Here is a 20,103-nt window from a genome sequence, read left to right as displayed (position 1 = left end):
TTTTCACTTGTTGCTACGTAACAGTCGGATAAAACGCAGTGATTTGTACACAATAGGCCAGCACAGCGTACCGCTTACTACGGGTAGCCAGAAGCTGGCGCTCAGTTGCCCGGGCGTTTGCAGGTTTTTTATCCAAAAAAGCAAGAGCTGGGATAAAAGCAGAAATAGAAAAATGAACAATTCTTGTTGGATCAAAGGGAATGGACGAAGCCGTTTATGTAATTTTATGCACACATAACTGACTAGCGAGTAGGTTAGGGCATATTGTCCAAATGATCTGCCGGTTAACACATCGGTTAAGAGTCCAAATGTCCATGCGTGAAAAATGCCAACACGTTCCGGTATGGCAAGCGTCCAGTAGATTAGTGTCAGTAAAACCCAGTCTGGATTGATAGTAGCGATAAAATCTGGCCAGGGTGCTATTCTCAAAATCATAGCCATAATGATGGTGCTAATAATACGGCCAAACCTGTAGTAGTTATTCATCTTTAGGTTTTGCGGGTGCTGGTGTGCCTGGTGCTGGTGTCATTGATGTTGATGTGCTTGGTGTAGGTGGCATTGGCGGTGCGCTTAAGAGTACGGGACTGGATTTGCTCCACACGATCATCAGTTCTCTATTTCTATCCAGCATAGCTTTGGGTGTTGCGGTAATAGTTGGAAAAGGCTTGGTCGCGTCTGGGGTAAAGTTATCCACTACGCCAACCGGATAACCTGGAGGAAAAATGCCGCCCAGCCCTGATGTGATCAGCAGATCGCCAGGACGAATATCGGCATTATTGGGCAAGAAAGGCAGATTAAGCCGATTAATTTGGCCACTGCCTACCGCAATGGTTAGCAAGCCATTACGATTAACTTGTACAGGGATAGCATGGTTTAAATCAGTAATCAGCATTATTTCTGAGCTAAACGGTAACGCTCTAAAAACCTGTCCCACTACACCGTTGGTATCGAGCACGGGCTGCTGCGGATGCACACCAAAACGCGTGCCTTTGTTGACGACGACAATATGTTCGTAAGGCACCATTTTAATGGACAGCAACTCAGCGATTAACACCTGCTCACCGAGTTTGAAAGAATTCTCCAGTAGCGCCCTAAGATGAATGTTTTCTTTTTCTAGCGCATCAAACTTAAGCAGCTTGGATTTGGTTATAAACTGATCTTCACGCAATTTTTTATTTTCTTCTTTCAAGCTTGAATAAGAACTGACTGACTCTTTAGCATTGTTCAATGCCACAATAGGCGTATCAACCAGGTATTTTATGGGGTCAACCAAAACAGACAAGCTTGAACGCAATGCGTCCAGGCGTGGACTTTTTTGTTCAGTTACCAGTAAAGCGATAGACGCAATAAGGGCGACAATTAGGCGGGTGGTGATGGAGGGGCCGGTAGCAAATATAAGTTTTATAGCGGGTGATCTCGTATTTGGTTAACAAAGCCAAGCGGCCGGATTGAGTCATTTCGGCCGCTATCTGAATGTGCAGTTACTTTTTTCGACTACCAAATTAAGGTGGGACATTCGCTCGCCCTGAACTTGTCGAAGGGTTTGTTGTTCATGGTTCGACAAGCTCATATCACGAACGGCTTTTTTTAAATTGCCCCGTCTTAAGTTAGTAGCCCTTTTTTCTATTCTAAAGAAAATGCCGAAACGCCTTTTTTGTCCAGCATTTCTAAAACCATACCGCCGCCTCTGGCAACGCACGTCAGAGGATCATCGGCAATATAAACGGGCAGGCCGGTTTCTTCGGATATTAATCTGTCGATGTCTTTGAGTAAAGCACCGCCGCCGGTTAAATAAATACCCCGACTAGCAACGTCCGAGCCAAGTTCGGGCGGTGTTTGTTCCAGAGCCAGTTTTACCGCGCCCACAATGCCGGAAAGCGGTTCTTGCAGGGCTTCTAAAATCTCATTACTGTTTAAAGTAAAGCTGCGCGGTACACCTTCAGCCAGATTGCGTCCCCTGACTTCAATTTCCCTGACTTCACTGCCAGGGTAAGCCGCACCAATTTCAATTTTTATTTGTTCAGCAGTCGCTTCACCAATTAACGTGCCGTAGTTTCTGCGCACATAACTAATAATCGCTTCATCGAAACGGTCACCGCCAATACGTACCGAGGATGAATATACAATGCCATTAATTGAAATAATGGCCACTTCTGATGTACCGCCACCAATGTCCAGTACCATAGAACCAGAGGCTTCATCTACGGGCAAGCCAGCGCCGATAGCCGCAGACATAGGCTCTTCAATCAAATAGACTTCACGCGCACCCGCCATGGCGGCAGATTCACGGATAGCGCGGCGTTCAACTTGCGTTGATCCACACGGTACGCAAATTAGAATGCGTGGGCTGGGACGCAGCCATTTGTTCTCATGCACTTTATCGATAAAATAACGTAACATGCGCTCAGTCACTGCGAAGTCCGCGATAACGCCATCTTTTAAGGGGCGTATTGCCGTAATGTTGCCAGGAGTTCGGCCTAGCATTTGTTTGGCTTCAGCACCTACAGCAGCAATGGTTTTGTGACCTCGAATTCTATCCTCCTTAATGGCAACAACTGAGGGCTCATTGAGTACAATTCCTTGCCCTGGCATATAAATCAACGTGTTAGCGGTTCCTAAATCGATGGATAAATCGTTGGAAAATAAGCCACGAATTCTTTTGAACATTTCTACCGGTATCCTTTAGCTAAGGTATGAAAAATAGGGTTACTTTATCAATCAAGCGGGTATTTGAGCAAGATATAAAGTATCATATAGCTCAAATATGTGTAAAAACTTTGTCTGGAAGTAAAGTGCTTTTATTAAAAGACGGTGTAGGTGTTAAAAAATACTATTATCTTTCAATAAGTAGTTAGATGAGTGTAAAAGCAGAGTCTTAATGTGCTTTCTTAGGTAAAGCGATAATCCTAAATTAAAGCAAAAATCATGCCTTTTTTATACTGTGTTGAATATTAACAAGTTATGTTTTTTATTGCACATTGTTATCGATAGGAAATTTTTAAAAGGCAAAAAAGCTGACAATAAGCACGCTAATAAGGTGAAGTTTTTATACACTTTATCAGATAAGTCGCTACGGTTAAGTTTTGTATGATGAGTAACCTGTATTGATCAATAAATTTTGTTTCTTGATAGGAAAAAAAATGTCGTTAACGGCAAGTGATGTAAAGAAAATTGCGCATTTGGCGCGGCTAGGCATTGATGAGCTTGATATTGAAGCTTACACCCAAGATTTATCAGGCATGTTAAGTTTAATGGAGCAAATGAGCGACTTAAACACCGACGGTATAGAGCCTATGGCACATCCTATGGAACAGGGACAGCGCTTAAGGACAGATGAAGTCACCGAATACGATCAGCACCAACAATTTCAATCGATAGCCCCGCAAGTTGACGCTGGGTTGTATCTCGTCCCTAAGGTTATTGAGTAACAAGTCCCCTAAATATATGCACAGTAAAACCATTATTGAACTGGCGCAGGGTTTGCGTGCCGGTGAGTTTTCCAGCGTTGAGTTAACGCAATCCTACTTAAATAGAATTAAGCAGCACCAAGCACTGAATGCTTATATTACCGTCACCGAAGAACTGGCTTTGCAAACGGCCAAAACTGCCGATTTAAAACTGGCATCGGGCGACAGCAATCTACTCACTGGCATTCCCATTGCGCAAAAAGATATTTTTTGTACACAGGGCATTAAAACCAGTTGCGGCTCTAAAATGCTGGATAATTTTTTGGCACCCTATAACGCCACGGTAATAGACAAGTTTAATGCGGCAGGTGCGGTCATGCTAGGCAAGCTCAATATGGATGAGTTTGCGATGGGTTCATCTAATGAGAACAGCTATTACGGTGCGGTCAAAAATCCTTGGGATCTGAACGCTGTACCGGGCGGTTCATCCGGTGGTTCAGCGGCGGCGGTAGCGGCGGGATTGGCGGTATGCGCCACCGGTACCGATACAGGCGGTTCTATTCGTCAACCGGCTTCGCATTGCGGCATTACCGGTTTAAAACCTACTTACGGTCGCGTATCCCGTTACGGTATGATTGCCTATGCCTCCAGTTTGGACCAAGGCGGCCCGATGACGCGCAGCGCGGAAGATGCCGCTGTTGTGTTGCAAACGATGGCAGGATTTGATCCAAAAGACTCCACCAGCGTCGATAGCCCTGTGCCGGATTATCTGGCAGGGCTTAATAATAGCTTGCAAGGCCTAACCATCGGTTTGCCAAAAGAGTTTTTTGGGGAAGGCTTAGCCCCTGATGTCGCTGTGGTCATTGAAGCGGCGATTAATGAATATCAAAAGCTCGGCGCAACCATCAAGGAAATTTCCATTCCCAACTTAAATTTGGCGATTCCTGCCTATTACGTGATTGCCTCCGCCGAATGTTCCGCTAATTTGTCGCGTTTTGACGGCGTGCGCTTTGGCTATCGCTGCAAAGATCCGGTCGATTTAACCGATTTGTACGTGCGTTCACGCGGCGAGGCATTCGGCAAGGAAGTTAAGCGCCGTATCCTGATGGGGACTTATGCGTTATCTGCCGGTTACTATGATGCTTATTACTTAAAAGCCCAAAAAGTAAGGCGCTTAATCGCCGAAGACTTTAAACGCGCCCTGCAAGAAGTGGATGTGATTATGGGGCCGGTCGCGCCGTCGGTGGCGTTTGGTATTGGCGAAAAAATCAACAACCCGATTGAAATGTACCTGTCCGATATTTATACCATTGCCATTAATTTGGCAGGTTTGCCTGCGATGTCAGTTCCGGCGGGCTTTGCCCAAAACAAGCCGGTCGGCTTGCACATCATCGGTAATTATTTTGCCGAACAGCGTTTGTTAAATATTGCCCATCAGTACCAAAAAGTGACTGATTGGCATCAAAAAAGACCTAAAGGCTTCGAGTAGGGGATGAATATGGAAAATTGGGAAGTCGTAATAGGTCTGGAAATTCATACTCAGTTAGCAACAAAATCAAAGATTTTTTCGGGCGCAGCGACAGCATATGGCGCAGCGCCCAATACCCAAGCTTGTGCGGTTGACTTGGGTTTTCCAGGCGTATTGCCCGTATTAAATCAAGAAGCCGTGCGTATGGCGGTTATCTTTGGCATGGCGATTGAGGCGCATATTGCCCCGTATTCGGTGTTTGCCCGCAAAAATTATTTTTACCCTGATTTACCGAAAGGCTATCAAATCAGCCAGATGGATTTGCCCATTGTTGGCATAGGTCATCTGGATATTGAGGTCGACGGCGAAACCAAGCGCATCGGTATTACCCGCGCCCATTTAGAAGAAGATGCCGGCAAGTCGCTGCATGAAAACTTTCAGGGCTTGAGTGGCATTGATTTAAACCGTGCTGGCACGCCGTTGCTGGAGATCGTCTCCGAACCGGATATGCGCTCGGCCAAAGAAGCGGTGGCGTACATGCGCAAGCTGCACGAGCTGGTGCGTTACTTGGGGATATGTGACGGCAATATGCAGGAAGGCTCATTCCGCTGTGATGCCAATGTCTCGGTGCGCCCAAAAGGCCAGGCAGAATTTGGTACGCGTGCCGAAATCAAAAACATCAATTCCTTTAAGTTTGTCGAAAAAGCCATTAACCATGAAGTCGAGCGCCAAATCGAGTTGATCGAAAGCGGTGGCAGGGTGGTGCAGGAAACCCGTTTGTACGATTCGGTCAAAGATGAAACTCGTTCCATGCGCAGTAAGGAAGAAGCCAATGATTACCGGTATTTTCCCGATCCCGATTTGTTGCCGGTCATCATCAGCGAAGAGTTTAAAGCGCAGATTAAGGCGCAGTTGCCTGAATTGCCGGTAGCCAAAAAGCAGCGCTTTAAAGACAGCTATGGCTTGGATGAGGACAATGCCACGCAATTAACGTCATCTCGCCCGTTGGCGGATTATTTTGAAGCCACGGTTGCAACATCCGGTTGTGATGCTAAGCTGTGTGCCAACTGGATTACCGGCGAACTGTCTGCGGCGCTGAATAAGGCGGGCCTTGAAATTTCTGCTTCGCCAGTGGATTATCAAGGTTTGGCGGGGTTATTGCTGCGTATCAGCGACGATACCATTTCCGGAAAAATCGCCAAGCAGGTGTTTGAAGAAATGTGGCAGCATCCTGTCAGTGCTGATGAGGTTATTAGTGCTAAAGGCTTAAAACAGATCAGTGATAGCGGTGCGATAGAAGCTATTATTGATGGCATTATGGCTGCTAATATGGATCAGGTTGAACAATACCGCAGTGGTAAAGAGAAGGTATTTGGTTTCTTTGTAGGGCAGGTGATGCGGGAAATGCAGGGTAAGGCTAATCCGGCTGAAGTTAATAAAATGCTGATTGAAAAATTGAAATAGTGTTGCTGGATTAGTGCATCGTTCGGGAGTGTGCGTTCCCTATTTTCAGGGCTAATACGTTCATGGTGTGCGCGTATAGTTTAACTTAACATTAACAAACCTTGCCATGTCGCACGACAACAGCTATAAACTACTGTTTTCCCATCCAGAAATGGTTGCCGACCTGCTCAAGGGCTTTGTTAAAGAGGCGTGGGTAGAACAATGCGACTTTGCCACCCTGGAAAAAGTCAGCGGCAGTTATGTCACTGATGACCTGCGTGATCGGGAAGACGACCTGATCTGGCGGGTACGTTGGGGCGATGAGTGGCTGTACGTGTATTTGCTGCTGGAATTCCAGTCCACTGTCGACCACTTTATGGCCGTGCGTATTTTGGGCTATCTGGCACTGCTGTATCAGGACATTATCCGCACTGGCAACTTAACAAAAACAGATAAATTACCACCTGTGTTACCGGTAGTGCTCTACAACGGCGAGCGGCGCTGGCAAGCCCCGGTAGATCTGGATTTTCTAATCCATCCGGCACCGTCCGGTTTGGAAAAATACCGTCCGCAGGTCAGTTACTTATTACTGGATGAAGGCAGCTTTAGCAAAGATGAGTTAAGCAGCCTGCATAATTTGGTGGCGGCCTTGTTCCAACTGGAAAACAGCCGGACAGCCCAGGATATTCAAGGTGTATTATGGCGGTTGATTGACTGGTTGAAAGCGGCGGAACAAACCAGCCTGAGGCGTGCTTTTACAGTGTGGATTAACCGTGTGTTATTGCCAAGAAAAGCTCCCAATGCTGACATTAAAGAATTCAACGATCTTCAAGAGGTACATGACATGTTAGCTGAAACCGTTAAACAATGGACACAACAAGCAGAACAGGAAGGGCTGCAAAAAGGATTGGAAAAAGGACTGGAAAAAGGATTGCAAGAAGGACGACAAAAAGGGCGACAAGAGGGAATGCATCAAGGGCTACAAGAGGGCCGAAAACAAGAAGCGGCTAAGCTTTTTTTATTGTTGCTCGAATCCAAATTTGGCACGGTGAGCCAGTTGTTACAAGATAAGGTGCGCAGTGCCAGCCCTGAGCAAATTGAAGCCTGGACTAAACAGATTTTTCAGGCTAAAACCCCTGAAGAGTTACTGAACGGTTAGAGCCAGCATCGTTCGCCATTCCAGTTGTCGTGGTTTTCTGGCGCGGAATCACGAGTTGATTATTAATGATTGTTTCATCAAGGGTGTGTATTGTCAGATGAAAAAAATAATAATACGGATATTATTAAAGCCCACAAATATTCTTCAGGTCATCGCGATGAGATTGAAAAAAGTGCATAGGATGTGCTGAACGAAGTGAAGCGCATCGTTCGTGAGTGATGCGCCTCCTATCGTTGGCACATCCTATGGTTCTACTGCGCCATTCCGCGATGCATCTCAGCCATTTTCCGGTTAGAGGCGACGACTTTTTCATAATCATCAACCAGCCTTTGACAATGCGCCTTAAAATCTTCCGCCTGCCGACCGTAGAGATAGGCTTTTGATTCGTACTGGCTAAGCAGTTTCTTGTGTTCATCCACCTTAAGCTGCATTTCGTCCGCTACCTCATCATAGTGTTTCGCCAATGCGGCATGATCGGCTTTGGTTTCAGCATTTAGCACGGCTTGGCTCATATCCATTGGATGCGGGTTCATTTCGGCACAGGCGGTCAGTAAACCAAGCACCAAAAATGGGGTAATCAGTAATTTCGTTTTCATGGGTTTTCTCCAAGATAATTCAATAGGTTAGTGATATTGTTTTTCAGTTTGTTAATGTATCGTTCAGTTGTCTCCTTCATCGGGGTTGTTTATTGATGGAATATTGTTTGCACAGGGCATAAAGCGCCGGAATGACGATCAAGGTCAACAGCGTTGAAGACACCATGCCGCCCACCATCGGCGCGGCGATGCGGCGCATGACTTCCGAACCCGTGCCGGTGCTCCAAAGAATGGGCAAGAGACCAGCCATAATTGCGGTGACAGTCATTATTTTCGGTCGCAAACGTTCTGCCGCGCCGGTCATTAGCGCATCGTAAAGATCAGTCTCGGTGAAAGCCCGTTTTTCTTCCAGGCATTGCCGTTGCTTGTCAAGATACGCATGATCCAGATAAATCAGCATCACCACGCCAGTTTCTGCGGCGACTCCCGCCAAGGCGATAAAGCCAACACCGACCGCCACGCTAACGTTGTAATCCAGAAACCACAGTAGCCAAATGCCGCCAATCAGCGCGAAGGGCACGGACAACATGACAATCAGGGTTTCGGTCAAGCGCCCGAAATTGAGATACAGCAGGATGAAAATAATACACAGTGTAAGCGGAACAACCAGTTGCAGACGCTGTTTGGCGCGTTCCATGTACTCGAACTGGCCACTCCAGGCAATGTAGTAACCGGTAGGGAACTTGACCGCTTTTTGTACCGCCCGTTTGGCATCCTGCACATAACCGTCAATATCGCGGCCACGCATATCGACATAGATATAAGCGGACAACAAGGCATTTTCGGTACGTATTGACGGTGGGCCTTTGTCCAGGCTCAGATGCGCCAACTGCCCCAAGGGAACCATCGCCCCGCCGGATGTGGGGACAAGAACATGCTCGGCAATGGCTTGCGGGGTATCCCGCAGTTCGCGCGGGTAACGGACGGTGACGGCGAAACGTTCGCGTCCTTCCAACATTGTCGTGACGGTCTCGCCACCAATGGCGGTGGCAATGACATCTTGCACATCGCCAATTAACAGCCCATAACGCGCCAAAGCCTCGTAGTCCGGCGTGATGTTCAGATAAAAGCCGCTGGTGATGCGTTCGGCATAAGCACTGGTGGTGCCGTGGACAGTTTTAACGGCCTGTTCAATCTGTTGCGCCAGGCGTTCCATTTCCGCCAAGTCTTTGCCGAACAGCTTGATACCGATAGGTGTGCGGATACCGGTGGCCAACATATCAATACGGTTTTTGATCGGCATCGTCCAGGAGTTGCTGACACCGGGGATTTGCAGCGCCAGATCCATCTCTGCAATCAGCTTATCGACCGTCAGGCCAGGTCGCCAGCTGGATTCTGGTTTCAGGTTGACAATGGTTTCCGACATTTCCAACGGTGCCGGGTCGGTGGCAGTCAGGGCGCGTCCGGCTTTACCGAACACCGACTCAACTTCGGGAAAACTTTTGATAATGCGATCCTGGGTTTGCAGCAATTCGGCGGCCTTGGTCGGGGGCAAACCGGGTACCGTCAACGGCATGAACAACAGCGTGCCTTCATTCAGCGTCGGCATGAATTCACCACCCAGACGCGAGGCCGGATACCAACTTGCCGCCAGCATCAGCAGCGCGAAAGCGAGCGTCAGCTTTTTGTGGCGCATGACACCGGCGATGACTGGGCGGTAAATCCAGATCAAGACCCGGTTGATGGGATTGCGCTGTTCCGGCAGAATTTTTCCGCGTACAAACAGCCACATCAACACCGGCACCAGCGTCACCGACAGCAATGCCGCACCCGCCATTGCGAACGTCTTGGTGTAGGCCAAAGGATGAAACAAGCGGCCTTCCTGCGCTTCCAGCGCGAACACCGGCAGGAATGAGACAGTGATAATCAACAGGCTGAAAAACAGCGGCGGACCGACTTCCTTGCAGGCATTGAGCAATATTTCAAAACGCGGCAGGCGGCCGGAATCGCGCTCCAAATGTTTATGGGCGTTCTCGATCATGACAATGGCGGCATCCACCATCGCACCGATAGCGATGGCAATACCGCCCAGGCTCATAATGTTGGAATTCATCCCTAGCTCCTGCATGATGATGAAGGCAAAAAGTACGCCAACTGGCAGCATCAAAATCGCCACCAGGGCGCTACGCAAATGCAGCAGGAACACCACACAAACCACGGCGACCACCGCGCTTTCTTCCAGCAAGGTATGGCGCAAATTGTCAATGGCGCGATGGATCAGTTCGGAACGGTCATAAACCGTTTGTATACGAACACCGATTGGCAATCCGGCGCTGATTTCATGCAAGCGGTCTTTTATATTGCTGATGACTTCCAGGGCATTTTGGCCGTAACGCGCCAGCGCAATGCCGGAAACCGCCTCGCCTTCACCGTTCCATTCGGTGATGCCACGGCGTTCATCGGGAACCAGTTCCACGCGAGCCACATCACGCAGCAACACAGGGATACCACGCTCAGCTTTCAGAACCAAGCGTTCCAAGTCGGCCTGGCCGCGCAAATAACCGTGTCCACGTACCATGTACTCGGTTTCGGCCAATTCGATAATCCGTCCACCGACATCACGGTTACTGTTGCGGATGGTGTTGCTGAGCGTCGATAAAGCAATGCCGTAAGCTTGCAGCTTATGCGGATCGACGGTGACTTGATATTGCTGCACAAAACCGCCGATACTGGCGACCTCGGCCACACCTTTGGCTTTGGTCAATTGGTAACGTACAAACCAGTCTTGCAGGGTACGCAATTCTGCCAGCGAATAATCCTTTGCCAACAGCGCATATTGATAAACCCAGCCGACACCGGTGGCATCCGGCCCCAATTTCGGCGCCACGTTGGACGGCAAGCGTCCGCTGAGCGTGGTGAGATATTCCAGAACCCGTGAACGCGCCCAGTAAATATCGGTGCCGTCCTCAAAAATGACGTAAACAAAAGATGCACCGAAGAAGGAAAAGCCACGCACGACTTTTGAGCGTGGCACGCTCAGCATGGCGGTGGTCAAAGGATAGGTGACTTGATCCTCGACCACTTGCGGCGCTTGTCCTGGAAATTCGGTGTAAACGATCACTTGTGCATCGGACAGGTCGGGCAGCGCATCCAGCGGCATTCTCGACAACGCGTAAACCCCGCCAATTACGATAGCCAGCGTTGCCAGCAGCACCAGAAATACGTTGCGTAAAGACCAAACAATGACATGGTTCAACATGGCTAGTGGCCTCCGTGTTGTGTTTCGGTCATAACCCGATTCGCATCAGCACCAGGACTGTTAAAACTGTCCAAGGCCGACTTGAGGTTACTTTCGGCATCAATCAGGAAATTAGCCCGGGTCACGACTTCATCACCTGCTTTCAGCCCCGTCAATACTTGCCGGTATCCATCGGCCTGTAGCCCCAGTTTCACGGCACGCGGCTCGAACTGTCCATCACCCCGTTGTAGTAGCACAATCTGCCGAGTGCCACTGTCAATGACCGCCGAATCGGGAACCGCCAAAGGCGTATTTTTATTTTCCCGTGCGGTTAGCGTCACGCTGCCATACAGTCCAGGCTTCAGCAAACCTTCGCCATTAGGCAACTCGATACGCACTTTAACGGTGCGGGTTTCCGTTGCCAGCGTCGGATAAATAAAGCTAACCTTGCCGCTGAACACCCGATTAGGGTAAGCGTTGATGGCCACTTGCGCGGTTTGGCCTGGGCGCACTACGCCGCTGTCTTGCTCAAACACGTCCGCCAACAGCCACACCGTGCTTAAATCGGCAATACGAAACAACAACTCGCCGGGCATGAAACGCATCCCTTCAATGGCGGGTTTGTCCAGCACCACGCCATTGACCGGCGACAACAGCAGCAGCGTCTCCAGCGGTTGTTCCAGATGTTGTAAGCGCTGTAATTGAGTCTGGCCAATATCCCAATAATGCAAGCGCTGCAAGGCGTTGTCAGCCAAACGCGCCGCCGTATCTTGCGCCTGGTCGCTAGCCTGTTGCAGCGCCCGTTGTCCTTGCCGGGCGATGAGATATTCCTGTTGCGCGGTCATCAGTTCCGGGCTGTAGATGTCCAGCAGCGGCTGGCCGCGTTTTATGGTTTGTCCGGTTGCATTGGCATACAAATGCTGAATCCAACCTTCAAACTTCGGTGTCACGGCGTGGACACGCCGCTCGTCCACCTGAATGCTGCCCAACGCACGGATGCTGCGGGTCAGCGTTCGCTTTGCCACAGTTACTGTTGTTACGCCCAGTTTCTGGATTTTTTCAGGGCTGATCTGAATCTGCCCAGGTGCGAACTGTTCACCTTCATAAACCGGAAGATAGTCCATGCCCATTTCATCTTTTTTCGGCACAGGTGACGTGTCCGCCGCACCCATCGGATGCCGGTAATAGAGAATTTTTCCGGATTTTGGCGGTGGTGCGGTTGAGGCTGGCGGTTCTGCGTAAACCGCCACATAGTCCATCCCCATCTCGTCCTTGGCGGGCGTTTGTGAGGTGACTTTGGGATTCATCGGATGGCGGTAATACAGCGGCTTTTTTTCGCTGACGGCGTTAGCGTCCCAATTTAACGATAAACCTTGATGTCGTGCGGCCAAAAATCCAAGACCAGCGCCCAGCATCAAAATCAAACTTGCCAGAAAATATTTAATCATGGCCTACCTCTTCGCCCACTTCGGCGGACAGCTCAGCCAGGATTTGTTGCGTGTTGGTCAATGCTTGCCAATACTGGGTCTGGTATTGGAAAAAACTTAATTGCGTGCGGAGCAGGTCGGTAAAGTTGGTTTGGCTGACTTCATAACCCGCCAGAAGCGCATCCACGGTTTGCTGCGCCTGTGGGATGATTTCCTGTTCGAGCAACAGCAGCTTTTCTTTGGTCTGTTGGTACTCGGCGGCTTTGGCGGCGATCTCGGCCTGAATTTTGTGGTGGTCGTCCTGTAAGGCATATTGGGCTTGCAAGAGTTCGCCCTGGCGCTGAGCAACCGCCTTGGCTTGCTTGCGGTCGGCATAAATCGGCAGGTTCATGCTTAATTGGACACTGGCGAAATCGCTACGCGACTGGCCTGACGGCGTACTCTGCCGGACATCATAAAACGCACCCACGGTGAAGTCGGGGTAAAAAGCCTTTTTCGCCAGAGCAACCCTGTCCTTCGCCGCCCCAAGCATGTTGCGGTGTTGGGTAAATAAAGGCCGCATTTTTAGCGCCTTGTCTTGTAAAGCAGACCCGATAATGACCGGCAACTTGAACTCGACTTTCTCTGGAATCTGCACAAGCATTTCCGGTGTTCGATCCAGCAAGGCATTGATACGGGCGTTCTGGCCGTGGCGCATACTGGCCAGATCCAGTTTTTCATTTTTAAGTTTGGACAGCTCAAGCTGGGCTAGCAGCACATCTTGCTGTGTGCCTATGCCCACCTTGTATTTTTCCTGGGCGATGTCGATAAGCTGCTGGAAAAAGTGTTCGGCTTCGTCCAGTAGCGTCAAGGCATGGTCGTAATAAAACAGCCGCCACCAGCCCTGTTTTACATCACGCGTCAACCGCAACCGCGCTTCATCAATGGAATCAGCGGCGGCCAGTGCTTCCTGTTTGGCGATTTTTTCCCGCAATGCCAGTTTGCCTGGAAAAGGAATGTCCTGGCTGATGCCGACTTCCATCATCGTGAAATCATCCTGCCGAGGATTAAAGCTGCTGGTCGGCAGGTAAAGGGCACCGAACCTGAGCGTCGGATCGGGCAAAGTGCCTTCTTGGGAAGGTACGGCAGCCATCGCCTCGGCTCGCGCCCTGATTTCCGCCAGTCCGGGGTTGCCGGTGAGGGCGAGTTCAATCGCCTGGGTTAGTGTCAGGATGGATTCATCGTTGTTAGCGAGCCGGGTTTCGGCTACTGCCTCAGCCCAACTAACGCGGAATGTGCCAGTTGAAATATGAAAGACCAGGCCGGGCGAAAACAACGCCAGCCCAAAAAACACAGCCGTCCACGCCGAATAAGTGCGACGCAATGGCCACGGACAAATAACAAGAAACATTGAGTTTCCCTCTCAAATCAGAACAAAACAGGCTCCGCAGACGCAGAACTCCAGTATGCCAAACCGGTTTAAAGGTGTGGCACGGTGATTTAAAGGGTTGGCTAATTCAGCAGTCTGCAGAATCGATAAATGAGTGGAATCCGTCGCCAAAGCGGCGGATCAAATTTTTTACGAGGAATTTTTGTGGGTGGATAACTTAGAAATAAGCACAAAAACGTGCAAATGAGACTCAAAATAAAAACAGGTAGATCTGGCTTCTCCAGACGATTTAGATCGGTGAGCGAATCGGCTTGCGAGTCAAGGCAAGGCTTGAATGCACAATCTTGCATAGTATTGGATGTATGCTTAGGTGTGCCAGAATCCGAACATCCCGGCATATTATCGGGCATCGCCGACGATACCGTAAGCATTGGCATGGTACAGGTCGCCGAAATGGCAAAAGAAATCCAGCTCACCAACAGCAAGAACACTATCGTGTGCAGGTAAGGGCGGTTTCTTTTGGAATGCAACGCTGTTATCACAATGCCCCTCTGAGTTGAAAATCAATGCCCTTACAATCTAGCATACGAGAAACCGAACAGCAATTAAATGTACAATTCCGAGCCTTACCAAGCTCGATATTGCTGTGAAGGGGGCGATTGAGTTTATCGAATAGTTTGCCTAAATTTAGGTGTCCATTAGGCTGATAGCATCAATCTGTCAATTAGATTGAAAGAAATAATATTTTTTTGTGAATGACAACTTTTTTATGTAAAACAAAAACATCAACACCAAAATTTTTTGGGTAGGTTCGTAAATTTAAACTTTAACCCGCATTCGCAGTTGTCTTAACAAGCTCATCGTCAGCAGCGGTATTATCAATAATATGGATCAGGTTGAGCAATACCGCAGTGGTAAGGATAAGGTGTTCGGTTTCTTTGTTGGGCAGGTGATGCGGGAAATGTAGGGCAAGGCTAATTGGGCTGAGGTTAATTAAGATGCTAATTGCAAAATTAAAATAAATTGTGAAAGACATTGAATCCGTAGCATAGGTTAAACAGCTTACTAGTCTGCCTAAACTGTAGCTAAGCCCAATTTAAGCGGCGTTACAGATCCAGTGGTTCTATTGCAGAAGTTGATAACTCTATAAATTTAAGTTGCGTATTTCCAAAAACTGTCTATAATGGCTCAAATCAATCGCGGGGTGGAGCAGCTTGGTAGCTCGTCGGGCTCATAACCCGAAGGTCGTAGGTTCAAATCCTGCCCCCGCTACCAGATTTATAGTGTACGGATATGTAGTATAGGCAAAAAATGGAACTTGCCTGGAGACCCCTTTTAGGGGTTTTTTGTTTTCTGGCCTTTGGAAAAAAGGTTGGCATTGGGTATCAACGGAAGAGCCTTGGGCTCTTTTTTTATGTGCGGAAATAAGTGATAAAAAAATGAGACAGCCCCCAGAACATTTGAGTGCGTTGATTGAGCCAATTATTGTAGGTTTAGGGTATGAATGCGTAGGGATTGATTACAGCCCACATCCAAAACACGGCCTATTAAGAATTTATATCGACAGCGAAAATGGCATCTTGGTTGAAGACTGCACTAAAGTCAGTCATCAAATTAGCGGTGTTCTGGATGTTGAAGATCCCATTAAAGATGAATATCAGTTAGAAGTGTCGTCGCCAGGTGCGGACAGGCCGTTTTTTAAAGTCAGTCAATTTGAGCGCTTTATCGGCAGCAAGGTAGCAGTGCATCTATACAAGTCGATAGCGGGTCGTCGTAAAATAACTGCTGAGATTGTCGGTGTTCAAGGTGATGTGATACTGCTGAAAGATGCAGATCAGGTTTTTGAAATCCCGTTTGATGCCATGAGCAAAGCGCGTTTAATGCCTGAGTATTTAATTTAGAAAGGAGGATACAATGGCAAATAAAGAAATTTTGTTGGTAGCTGAAGTCTTTTCAAATGAGAAGGAGATTGACAAAGAAATTGTTTTTCAGGCAATTGAGTCAGCATTGGAAACGGCAACTGTAAAACGTCATGTTAACCAGATTAGAGCGCGGGTTTCTATTGATAGAAAAACCGGCGATTATTCAACCTATAGACAGTGGGAAGTGGTTGCTGCAGATGATCAGGTTGATGGCGATGTGGAATTTCCAACCACGCAAATTCTACTGGATGTGGCGCAATTTGATAACCCCGATGCCCAGATCGGCGATATAATCGAAGAAGAAATTGACTCTGTCGATTTTGGTCGTATTGCTGCGCAAACTGCTAAACAAGTTATTATCCATAAAGTTAGGGAAGCGGAACGCAAAAAAATTGTTGAAGCCTATCAATCGCGTGTTGGCGATTTGATAACCGGTATTGTTAAACGTATCGAAAAAGGCAGTGTCTATCTGGATTTAGGTGGCCATGTTGAAGCCTTTATTGCTAAAGAAGACATGATTCCCCGTGAGCCGGTTCGTATTGGTGATCGCATCAGAGGCTACCTGAAAGATGTTCGCTCTGAACCGCGTGGGCCACAACTGTTTGTTAGTCGTACTGCACCGGAATTATTGATAGCGCTGTTCCGTCTTGAAGTGCCCGAGGTAGGTGAGGGCATGATTTCAGTGATGGGTGCTGCGCGTGATCCAGGTTCCAGAGCCAAGATTGCCGTCAAAGGTAACGATCCAAGACTCGACCCCGTTGGTGCATGTGTAGGCATGCGAGGGTCTAGAGTGCAATCGGTAACTAATGAGTTATCCGGCGAGCGTATCGATATTATTTTATGGAATCCTAACGAAGCGCAATTTGTTATTAACGCCATGTCACCCGCTGAAATTCAATCTATTGTTGTCGATGAAGATAGGCACAGCATGGATTTGGCAGTGAGCACTGAAAACTTGTCTCAGGCGATAGGCCGTGGCGGCCAAAATGTAAGATTGGCCACTCAGTTAACCGGATGGGAATTAAATGTTATTGATGCGTCTAAGGCAGAGCAAAATAGCGAGGCTGAAGCTGAAAAAATTACTCAAATGTTCATTGAGCAATTGGATGTTAATGCCGATATTGCCGCCATTTTAGCTGAAGTAGGCTTTAATTCCGTTGAGGAAATTGCTTACGTTCCGGTCAGCGAAATGCTGGAAATTGAAGGTTTTGATGAAGAGTTGGTCAACGAGCTGAAAAGTCGAGCTAAAGATGCTTTGCTGATTATTGCTATTGCGGCAGAAGAAAAGATAGAAACAGCCACGCCGGCGCAAGATTTGCTGGAAATGGAAGGCATGGATAAAGATCTGGCTTATGATTTAGCCAGTGGCGGGGTTATTACGATGGAAGATTTAGCAGAACAGTCAATAGATGACGTGCTTAAGTTTTCCGGTATGACTGAAGAGCGGGCGGCACGGTTGATTATGAAAGCGCGTGAGCCTTGGTTTGCTGAGGCTAAAACGAAGTAGGGTAGGGGTGAACATGAGTGATAAAACAGTACGGCAATTGGCTGAGGTAGTGCGTATACCTCTGGAACGATTATTGGAACAGCTGAAAGAAGCGGGGTTATCTGCAAGTTCTCCTGATGATGTTATTTCCGAAGATGAAAAAATGCGCTTGCTCAGTCATCTGCGCAAACGGCATGGCAAGCTTGAAGTGGGTGGAGAAGATGCGCCTAAGCGAGTGACTTTAGAGCGTAAAAAGTTTATTGAAATTAAACAAACCCATGCGCCAGGCAGTGCACCAAAAACAATACAAGTTGAAGTGCGTAAAAAGAAAACTTACATAAAACGCGAACCGGATGAATTGAAAGAAACCGTTAATCCTATTGCTGAATCGGCAGTATCTGATGAAGTCGAATTGCCGCAAGAGCAAACGATAGCTGTTGAGGCGACAGTTGAAACGCTTACTGAAGCCGTAAAGTCCGTGCCAGAAAAATCGGTTCCCGATGACTTCCAGGATGAGGCGGTAACTGCAACTATTGATGCTGATCTTAAGCCTGAAATTGATCTAGAAGATAAATTTTTAGTTCAACCTATCAAGGGCGATACGAAAGTTAAAGTGCCTGTTAAACCCAAAGAGCTGGATGAAGTAAAAAAGAAGCAGGACGATAAAGATCGTCGCCTTCAGGAATCTATCAGTAGAAATCAGGAGAGGGTTAGACAGCAAGCCGAAGAAAAGCAAGCCGCTGCCCATAAAAAGAAACAACAAGATGAAAATAATCGTGGCGGCGGCGGTAGAGATACCAAAAAACTTAAGAAAAAAGGTAAGCAGCCACAGCGCGTAGCGCCCGTCTCTGATAGTAAGCATCAGTTTGAAATGCCAAGTGCGCCGATTGTTTATGATGTGACCATTCCTGAAATGATCATTGTGTCTGACCTCGCGCAGAAAATGAACATTAAAGCAGCATTAGTGATCAAGCATTTGATGAAGTTGGGCATTATGGCCACCATCAATCAAAGCATAGATCAAGACACAGCCGCCATTTTGGTGGAAGAAATGGGGCATAAAGTTATCATGCAAAGTGATGACGATCTTGAAAAAGAAATGCTGGCTGAAGCGCAAATAGAAGATGTCCGCGTTGCTTTGCCGCGTGCGCCGATTGTGACCATTATGGGTCACGTTGACCACGGTAAAACCTCGCTGCTGGATTATATCCGTAAAACGCGTGTTGCTGCTGGCGAAGCCGGTGGTATTACTCAGCATATCGGTGCGTATCAAGTTAAAACCGATCATGGTGCGGTCACCTTTTTAGATACTCCGGGCCATGCAGCGTTTACCGCTATGCGTGCTCGTGGCGCTGATATCACTGACGTGGTTATCGTGGTGGTTGCGGCTGACGATGGTGTGATGCCGCAAACCAAAGAAGCGGTTGAGCATGCGAAAGCAGCTAACGTGCCTATCATTATTGCCATGAACAAGATGGACAAGCCCGATGCCAATCCTGATAAGGTAATGCAAGAGCTGTCGGTTATTGGGGTTCTGGCAGAAGAGTGGGGCGGCGATGTACAGTTCCTGAAAATATCCGCCAAAACCGGCGCCGGTATTGATGAATTGATCGAAGCCCTGATTGTTCAAACTGAAATTCTGGAATTAACTGCGCCTGTTGAAGGTGTGGCTTCCGGTATTGTCATTGAATCACGTCTTGATAAAGGCCGTGGTGCAGTAGCCACGGTATTGATTCAAAAAGGCACGCTGGAAAATGGCCAAATGGTGTTGTGTGGTCATGAATATGGCCGTGTCCGCGCCATGTTTAATGAAAATGGCAAGCCGATTAAAGACGCTGGACCTTGTGTACCGGTGGAAATTTTAGGGCTTTCTGGCACACCGAATGCCGGTGATGAATTTTTGGTCGTGCAAAATGAGCGCATCGCCAAAGATTTGGCCAAGCATCGTGAAGACCGTAAAAAATTCACCCGTCATGCCGCACAACAAGCGTCTAAACTGGATGAAGTGTTCTCACGCATGACCACCGGTGAATTGGCCAGTGTTAATCTGGTGATTAAAACCGACGTACAAGGCAGCTTAGAAGCCTTACGCGGTTCATTGGTGAGCTTGTCTAACGAAGAAGTTGAAGTAAAGGTTATTTTTGGCGGTGTCGGCGGCATTAACGAAGGCGATGTCAATTTGGCATTGGCTTCTGGCGCTATCCTGATCGGCTTTAACGTGCGTGCTGATGCTACCGCTAGACGCCTGATTGAAGAAAAAGGCGTGGACCTGCATTACTACAGCGTCATTTACGATGCGATTGATGAAGTCAAGAAAGCCATCAGCGGTATGTTGGCACCTGAAATCCGCGAGCAAATTGTTGGCCTTGCGGCTGTCCGTGATGTATTTAAGTCACCGAAATTTGGCGCAGTTGCTGGCTGTATGGTCATCGATGGTTTTGTCAAACGCAACCTGCCGATCCGTGTTCTACGTGAAAACGTGGTCATCTATGAAGGCCAGTTGGAGTCACTGCGCCGCTTTAAAGACGATGCCGCTGAAGTCAAGATGGGCATGGAATGTGGTATTGGCGTTAAAAACTACAACGATGTTAGAGTAGGCGATCAAATCGAAGTCTTTGAGCGCACCGAAATCAAGCGGGTACTGTAGG

Annotated in this window: 15 protein-coding genes, 1 tRNA gene and 1 pseudogene; 10 read left to right on the top strand and 7 right to left on the bottom strand. The window is 48.1% G+C overall.

The window, feature by feature from the left end; translation table 11 throughout:
* Positions 1–3 precede the first annotated feature (3 nt).
* The 3 genes from mreD to ACHZC4_RS09740 all read right to left on the bottom strand — a co-directional run bounded on the left by mreD (position 4) and on the right by ACHZC4_RS09740 (position 2,667).
* Positions 4–486, bottom strand: coding sequence for a rod shape-determining protein MreD (mreD, locus tag ACHZC4_RS09750; protein WP_394753645.1), 483 nt, complete (start codon positions 484–486; stop codon positions 4–6).
* Positions 479–1,375 (bottom strand): rod shape-determining protein MreC, encoded by an 897-nt coding sequence (gene mreC / locus ACHZC4_RS09745; protein WP_394753690.1) that lies wholly within the window; start codon positions 1,373–1,375, stop codon positions 479–481. The genes mreD and mreC overlap by 8 nt, the downstream gene beginning before the upstream one ends.
* Before the next feature lie 248 nt (positions 1,376–1,623).
* The gene (locus ACHZC4_RS09740; protein ID WP_394753644.1) at positions 1,624–2,667 is read right to left on the bottom strand and encodes a rod shape-determining protein; all 1,044 of its coding nucleotides are present in this window, start codon (positions 2,665–2,667) and stop codon (positions 1,624–1,626) included.
* 473 nt (positions 2,668–3,140) lie between these two features.
* On the opposite strand from ACHZC4_RS09740, the gene gatC reads away from it, so the two are divergent.
* The 4 genes from gatC to ACHZC4_RS09720 all read left to right on the top strand — a co-directional run bounded on the left by gatC (position 3,141) and on the right by ACHZC4_RS09720 (position 7,477).
* A complete protein-coding gene (gene gatC / locus ACHZC4_RS09735; protein WP_394753643.1) occupies positions 3,141–3,428 on the top strand; it encodes an Asp-tRNA(Asn)/Glu-tRNA(Gln) amidotransferase subunit GatC in 288 nt (95 codons plus the stop codon).
* A gap of 16 nt (positions 3,429–3,444) precedes the next feature.
* Entirely contained in the window at positions 3,445–4,896 is a 1,452-nt protein-coding gene (gene gatA, locus ACHZC4_RS09730; protein ID WP_394753642.1) for an Asp-tRNA(Asn)/Glu-tRNA(Gln) amidotransferase subunit GatA, read from the top strand.
* 3 nt (positions 4,897–4,899) lie between these two features.
* Positions 4,900–6,339 (top strand): Asp-tRNA(Asn)/Glu-tRNA(Gln) amidotransferase subunit GatB, encoded by a 1,440-nt coding sequence (gatB, locus tag ACHZC4_RS09725; RefSeq protein WP_394753641.1) that lies wholly within the window; start codon positions 4,900–4,902, stop codon positions 6,337–6,339.
* A gap of 106 nt (positions 6,340–6,445) precedes the next feature.
* Positions 6,446–7,477 (top strand): Rpn family recombination-promoting nuclease/putative transposase, encoded by a 1,032-nt coding sequence (locus tag ACHZC4_RS09720; RefSeq protein WP_394753640.1) that lies wholly within the window; start codon positions 6,446–6,448, stop codon positions 7,475–7,477.
* A gap of 251 nt (positions 7,478–7,728) precedes the next feature.
* Here the strand turns inward: ACHZC4_RS09720 and ACHZC4_RS09715 are convergent, their stop codons facing one another.
* The 4 genes from ACHZC4_RS09715 to ACHZC4_RS09700 form a co-directional block, all read right to left on the bottom strand.
* Positions 7,729–8,073 carry a hypothetical protein gene (locus tag ACHZC4_RS09715; protein ID WP_394753639.1) on the bottom strand — a complete coding sequence of 115 codons (345 nt, stop codon included), beginning with the start codon at positions 8,071–8,073 and terminating at the stop codon, positions 7,729–7,731.
* 76 nt (positions 8,074–8,149) lie between these two features.
* Positions 8,150–11,272 carry an efflux RND transporter permease subunit gene (locus ACHZC4_RS09710; RefSeq protein WP_394753638.1) on the bottom strand — a complete coding sequence of 1,041 codons (3,123 nt, stop codon included), beginning with the start codon at positions 11,270–11,272 and terminating at the stop codon, positions 8,150–8,152.
* 2 nt (positions 11,273–11,274) lie between these two features.
* Positions 11,275–12,699, bottom strand: a complete 1,425-nt coding sequence (locus ACHZC4_RS09705) for an efflux RND transporter periplasmic adaptor subunit (RefSeq protein ID WP_394753637.1) — start codon at positions 12,697–12,699, stop codon at positions 11,275–11,277.
* Positions 12,692–14,068: a TolC family protein gene (locus ACHZC4_RS09700; RefSeq protein ID WP_394753636.1), complete on the bottom strand. Its 1,377-nt coding sequence runs from the start codon at positions 14,066–14,068 to the stop codon at positions 12,692–12,694. The genes ACHZC4_RS09705 and ACHZC4_RS09700 overlap by 8 nt, the downstream gene beginning before the upstream one ends.
* A 276-nt stretch (positions 14,069–14,344) precedes the next feature.
* Here ACHZC4_RS09700 and ACHZC4_RS09695 point away from each other — a divergent pair, with 276 nt between their 5' ends.
* From ACHZC4_RS09695 to infB, 6 genes and pseudogenes are all read left to right on the top strand, one after another.
* A complete protein-coding gene (locus ACHZC4_RS09695) occupies positions 14,345–14,554 on the top strand; it encodes a hypothetical protein (protein WP_394753635.1) in 210 nt (69 codons plus the stop codon).
* Positions 14,555–14,939: 385 nt separating this feature from the next.
* Positions 14,940–15,014: pseudogene (locus tag ACHZC4_RS09690) on the top strand (hypothetical protein); the annotation flags it as partial.
* 231 nt (positions 15,015–15,245) lie between these two features.
* Positions 15,246–15,322, top strand: a tRNA-Met gene (locus ACHZC4_RS09685).
* A 164-nt stretch (positions 15,323–15,486) separates the two neighbouring features.
* Entirely contained in the window at positions 15,487–15,948 is a 462-nt protein-coding gene (gene rimP, locus ACHZC4_RS09680) for a ribosome maturation factor RimP (protein ID WP_394753634.1), read from the top strand.
* A gap of 13 nt (positions 15,949–15,961) precedes the next feature.
* Positions 15,962–17,476: a transcription termination factor NusA gene (gene nusA, locus ACHZC4_RS09675; RefSeq protein ID WP_394753633.1), complete on the top strand. Its 1,515-nt coding sequence runs from the start codon at positions 15,962–15,964 to the stop codon at positions 17,474–17,476.
* 13 nt (positions 17,477–17,489) lie between these two features.
* The gene (gene infB, locus ACHZC4_RS09670) at positions 17,490–20,102 is read left to right on the top strand and encodes a translation initiation factor IF-2 (protein WP_394753632.1); all 2,613 of its coding nucleotides are present in this window, start codon (positions 17,490–17,492) and stop codon (positions 20,100–20,102) included.
* Position 20,103: the final 1 nt, after the last annotated feature.

Source organism: Crenothrix sp., assembly GCF_043729335.1.
Lineage (GTDB): Bacteria > Pseudomonadota > Gammaproteobacteria > Methylococcales > Methylomonadaceae > Crenothrix.
The sequence above is the reverse complement of the archived record's forward strand: the minus strand, read 5'-3'. Positions and strand labels throughout refer to the sequence as shown.

Excerpts from the sequence above, each read along its gene's own strand:
- mreD (WP_394753645.1), bottom strand. The coding sequence starts at position 486 with ATGAATAACTACTACAGGTTTGGCCGTATTATTAGCACCATCATTATG.
- ACHZC4_RS09740 (WP_394753644.1), bottom strand. The coding sequence starts at position 2,667 with ATGTTCAAAAGAATTCGTGGCTTATTTTCCAACGATTTATCCATCGAT.
- gatC (WP_394753643.1), top strand. The coding sequence starts at position 3,141 with ATGTCGTTAACGGCAAGTGATGTAAAGAAAATTGCGCATTTGGCGCGG.
- gatA (WP_394753642.1), top strand. The coding sequence starts at position 3,445 with ATGCACAGTAAAACCATTATTGAACTGGCGCAGGGTTTGCGTGCCGGT.
- gatB (WP_394753641.1), top strand. The coding sequence starts at position 4,900 with ATGAATATGGAAAATTGGGAAGTCGTAATAGGTCTGGAAATTCATACT.
- ACHZC4_RS09720 (WP_394753640.1), top strand. The coding sequence starts at position 6,446 with ATGTCGCACGACAACAGCTATAAACTACTGTTTTCCCATCCAGAAATG.
- ACHZC4_RS09715 (WP_394753639.1), bottom strand. The coding sequence starts at position 8,073 with ATGAAAACGAAATTACTGATTACCCCATTTTTGGTGCTTGGTTTACTG.
- ACHZC4_RS09710 (WP_394753638.1), bottom strand. The coding sequence starts at position 11,272 with ATGTTGAACCATGTCATTGTTTGGTCTTTACGCAACGTATTTCTGGTG.
- ACHZC4_RS09705 (WP_394753637.1), bottom strand. The coding sequence starts at position 12,699 with ATGATTAAATATTTTCTGGCAAGTTTGATTTTGATGCTGGGCGCTGGT.
- ACHZC4_RS09700 (WP_394753636.1), bottom strand. The coding sequence starts at position 14,068 with ATGTTTCTTGTTATTTGTCCGTGGCCATTGCGTCGCACTTATTCGGCG.
- rimP (WP_394753634.1), top strand. The coding sequence starts at position 15,487 with ATGAGACAGCCCCCAGAACATTTGAGTGCGTTGATTGAGCCAATTATT.
- nusA (WP_394753633.1), top strand. The coding sequence starts at position 15,962 with ATGGCAAATAAAGAAATTTTGTTGGTAGCTGAAGTCTTTTCAAATGAG.
- infB (WP_394753632.1), top strand. The coding sequence starts at position 17,490 with ATGAGTGATAAAACAGTACGGCAATTGGCTGAGGTAGTGCGTATACCT.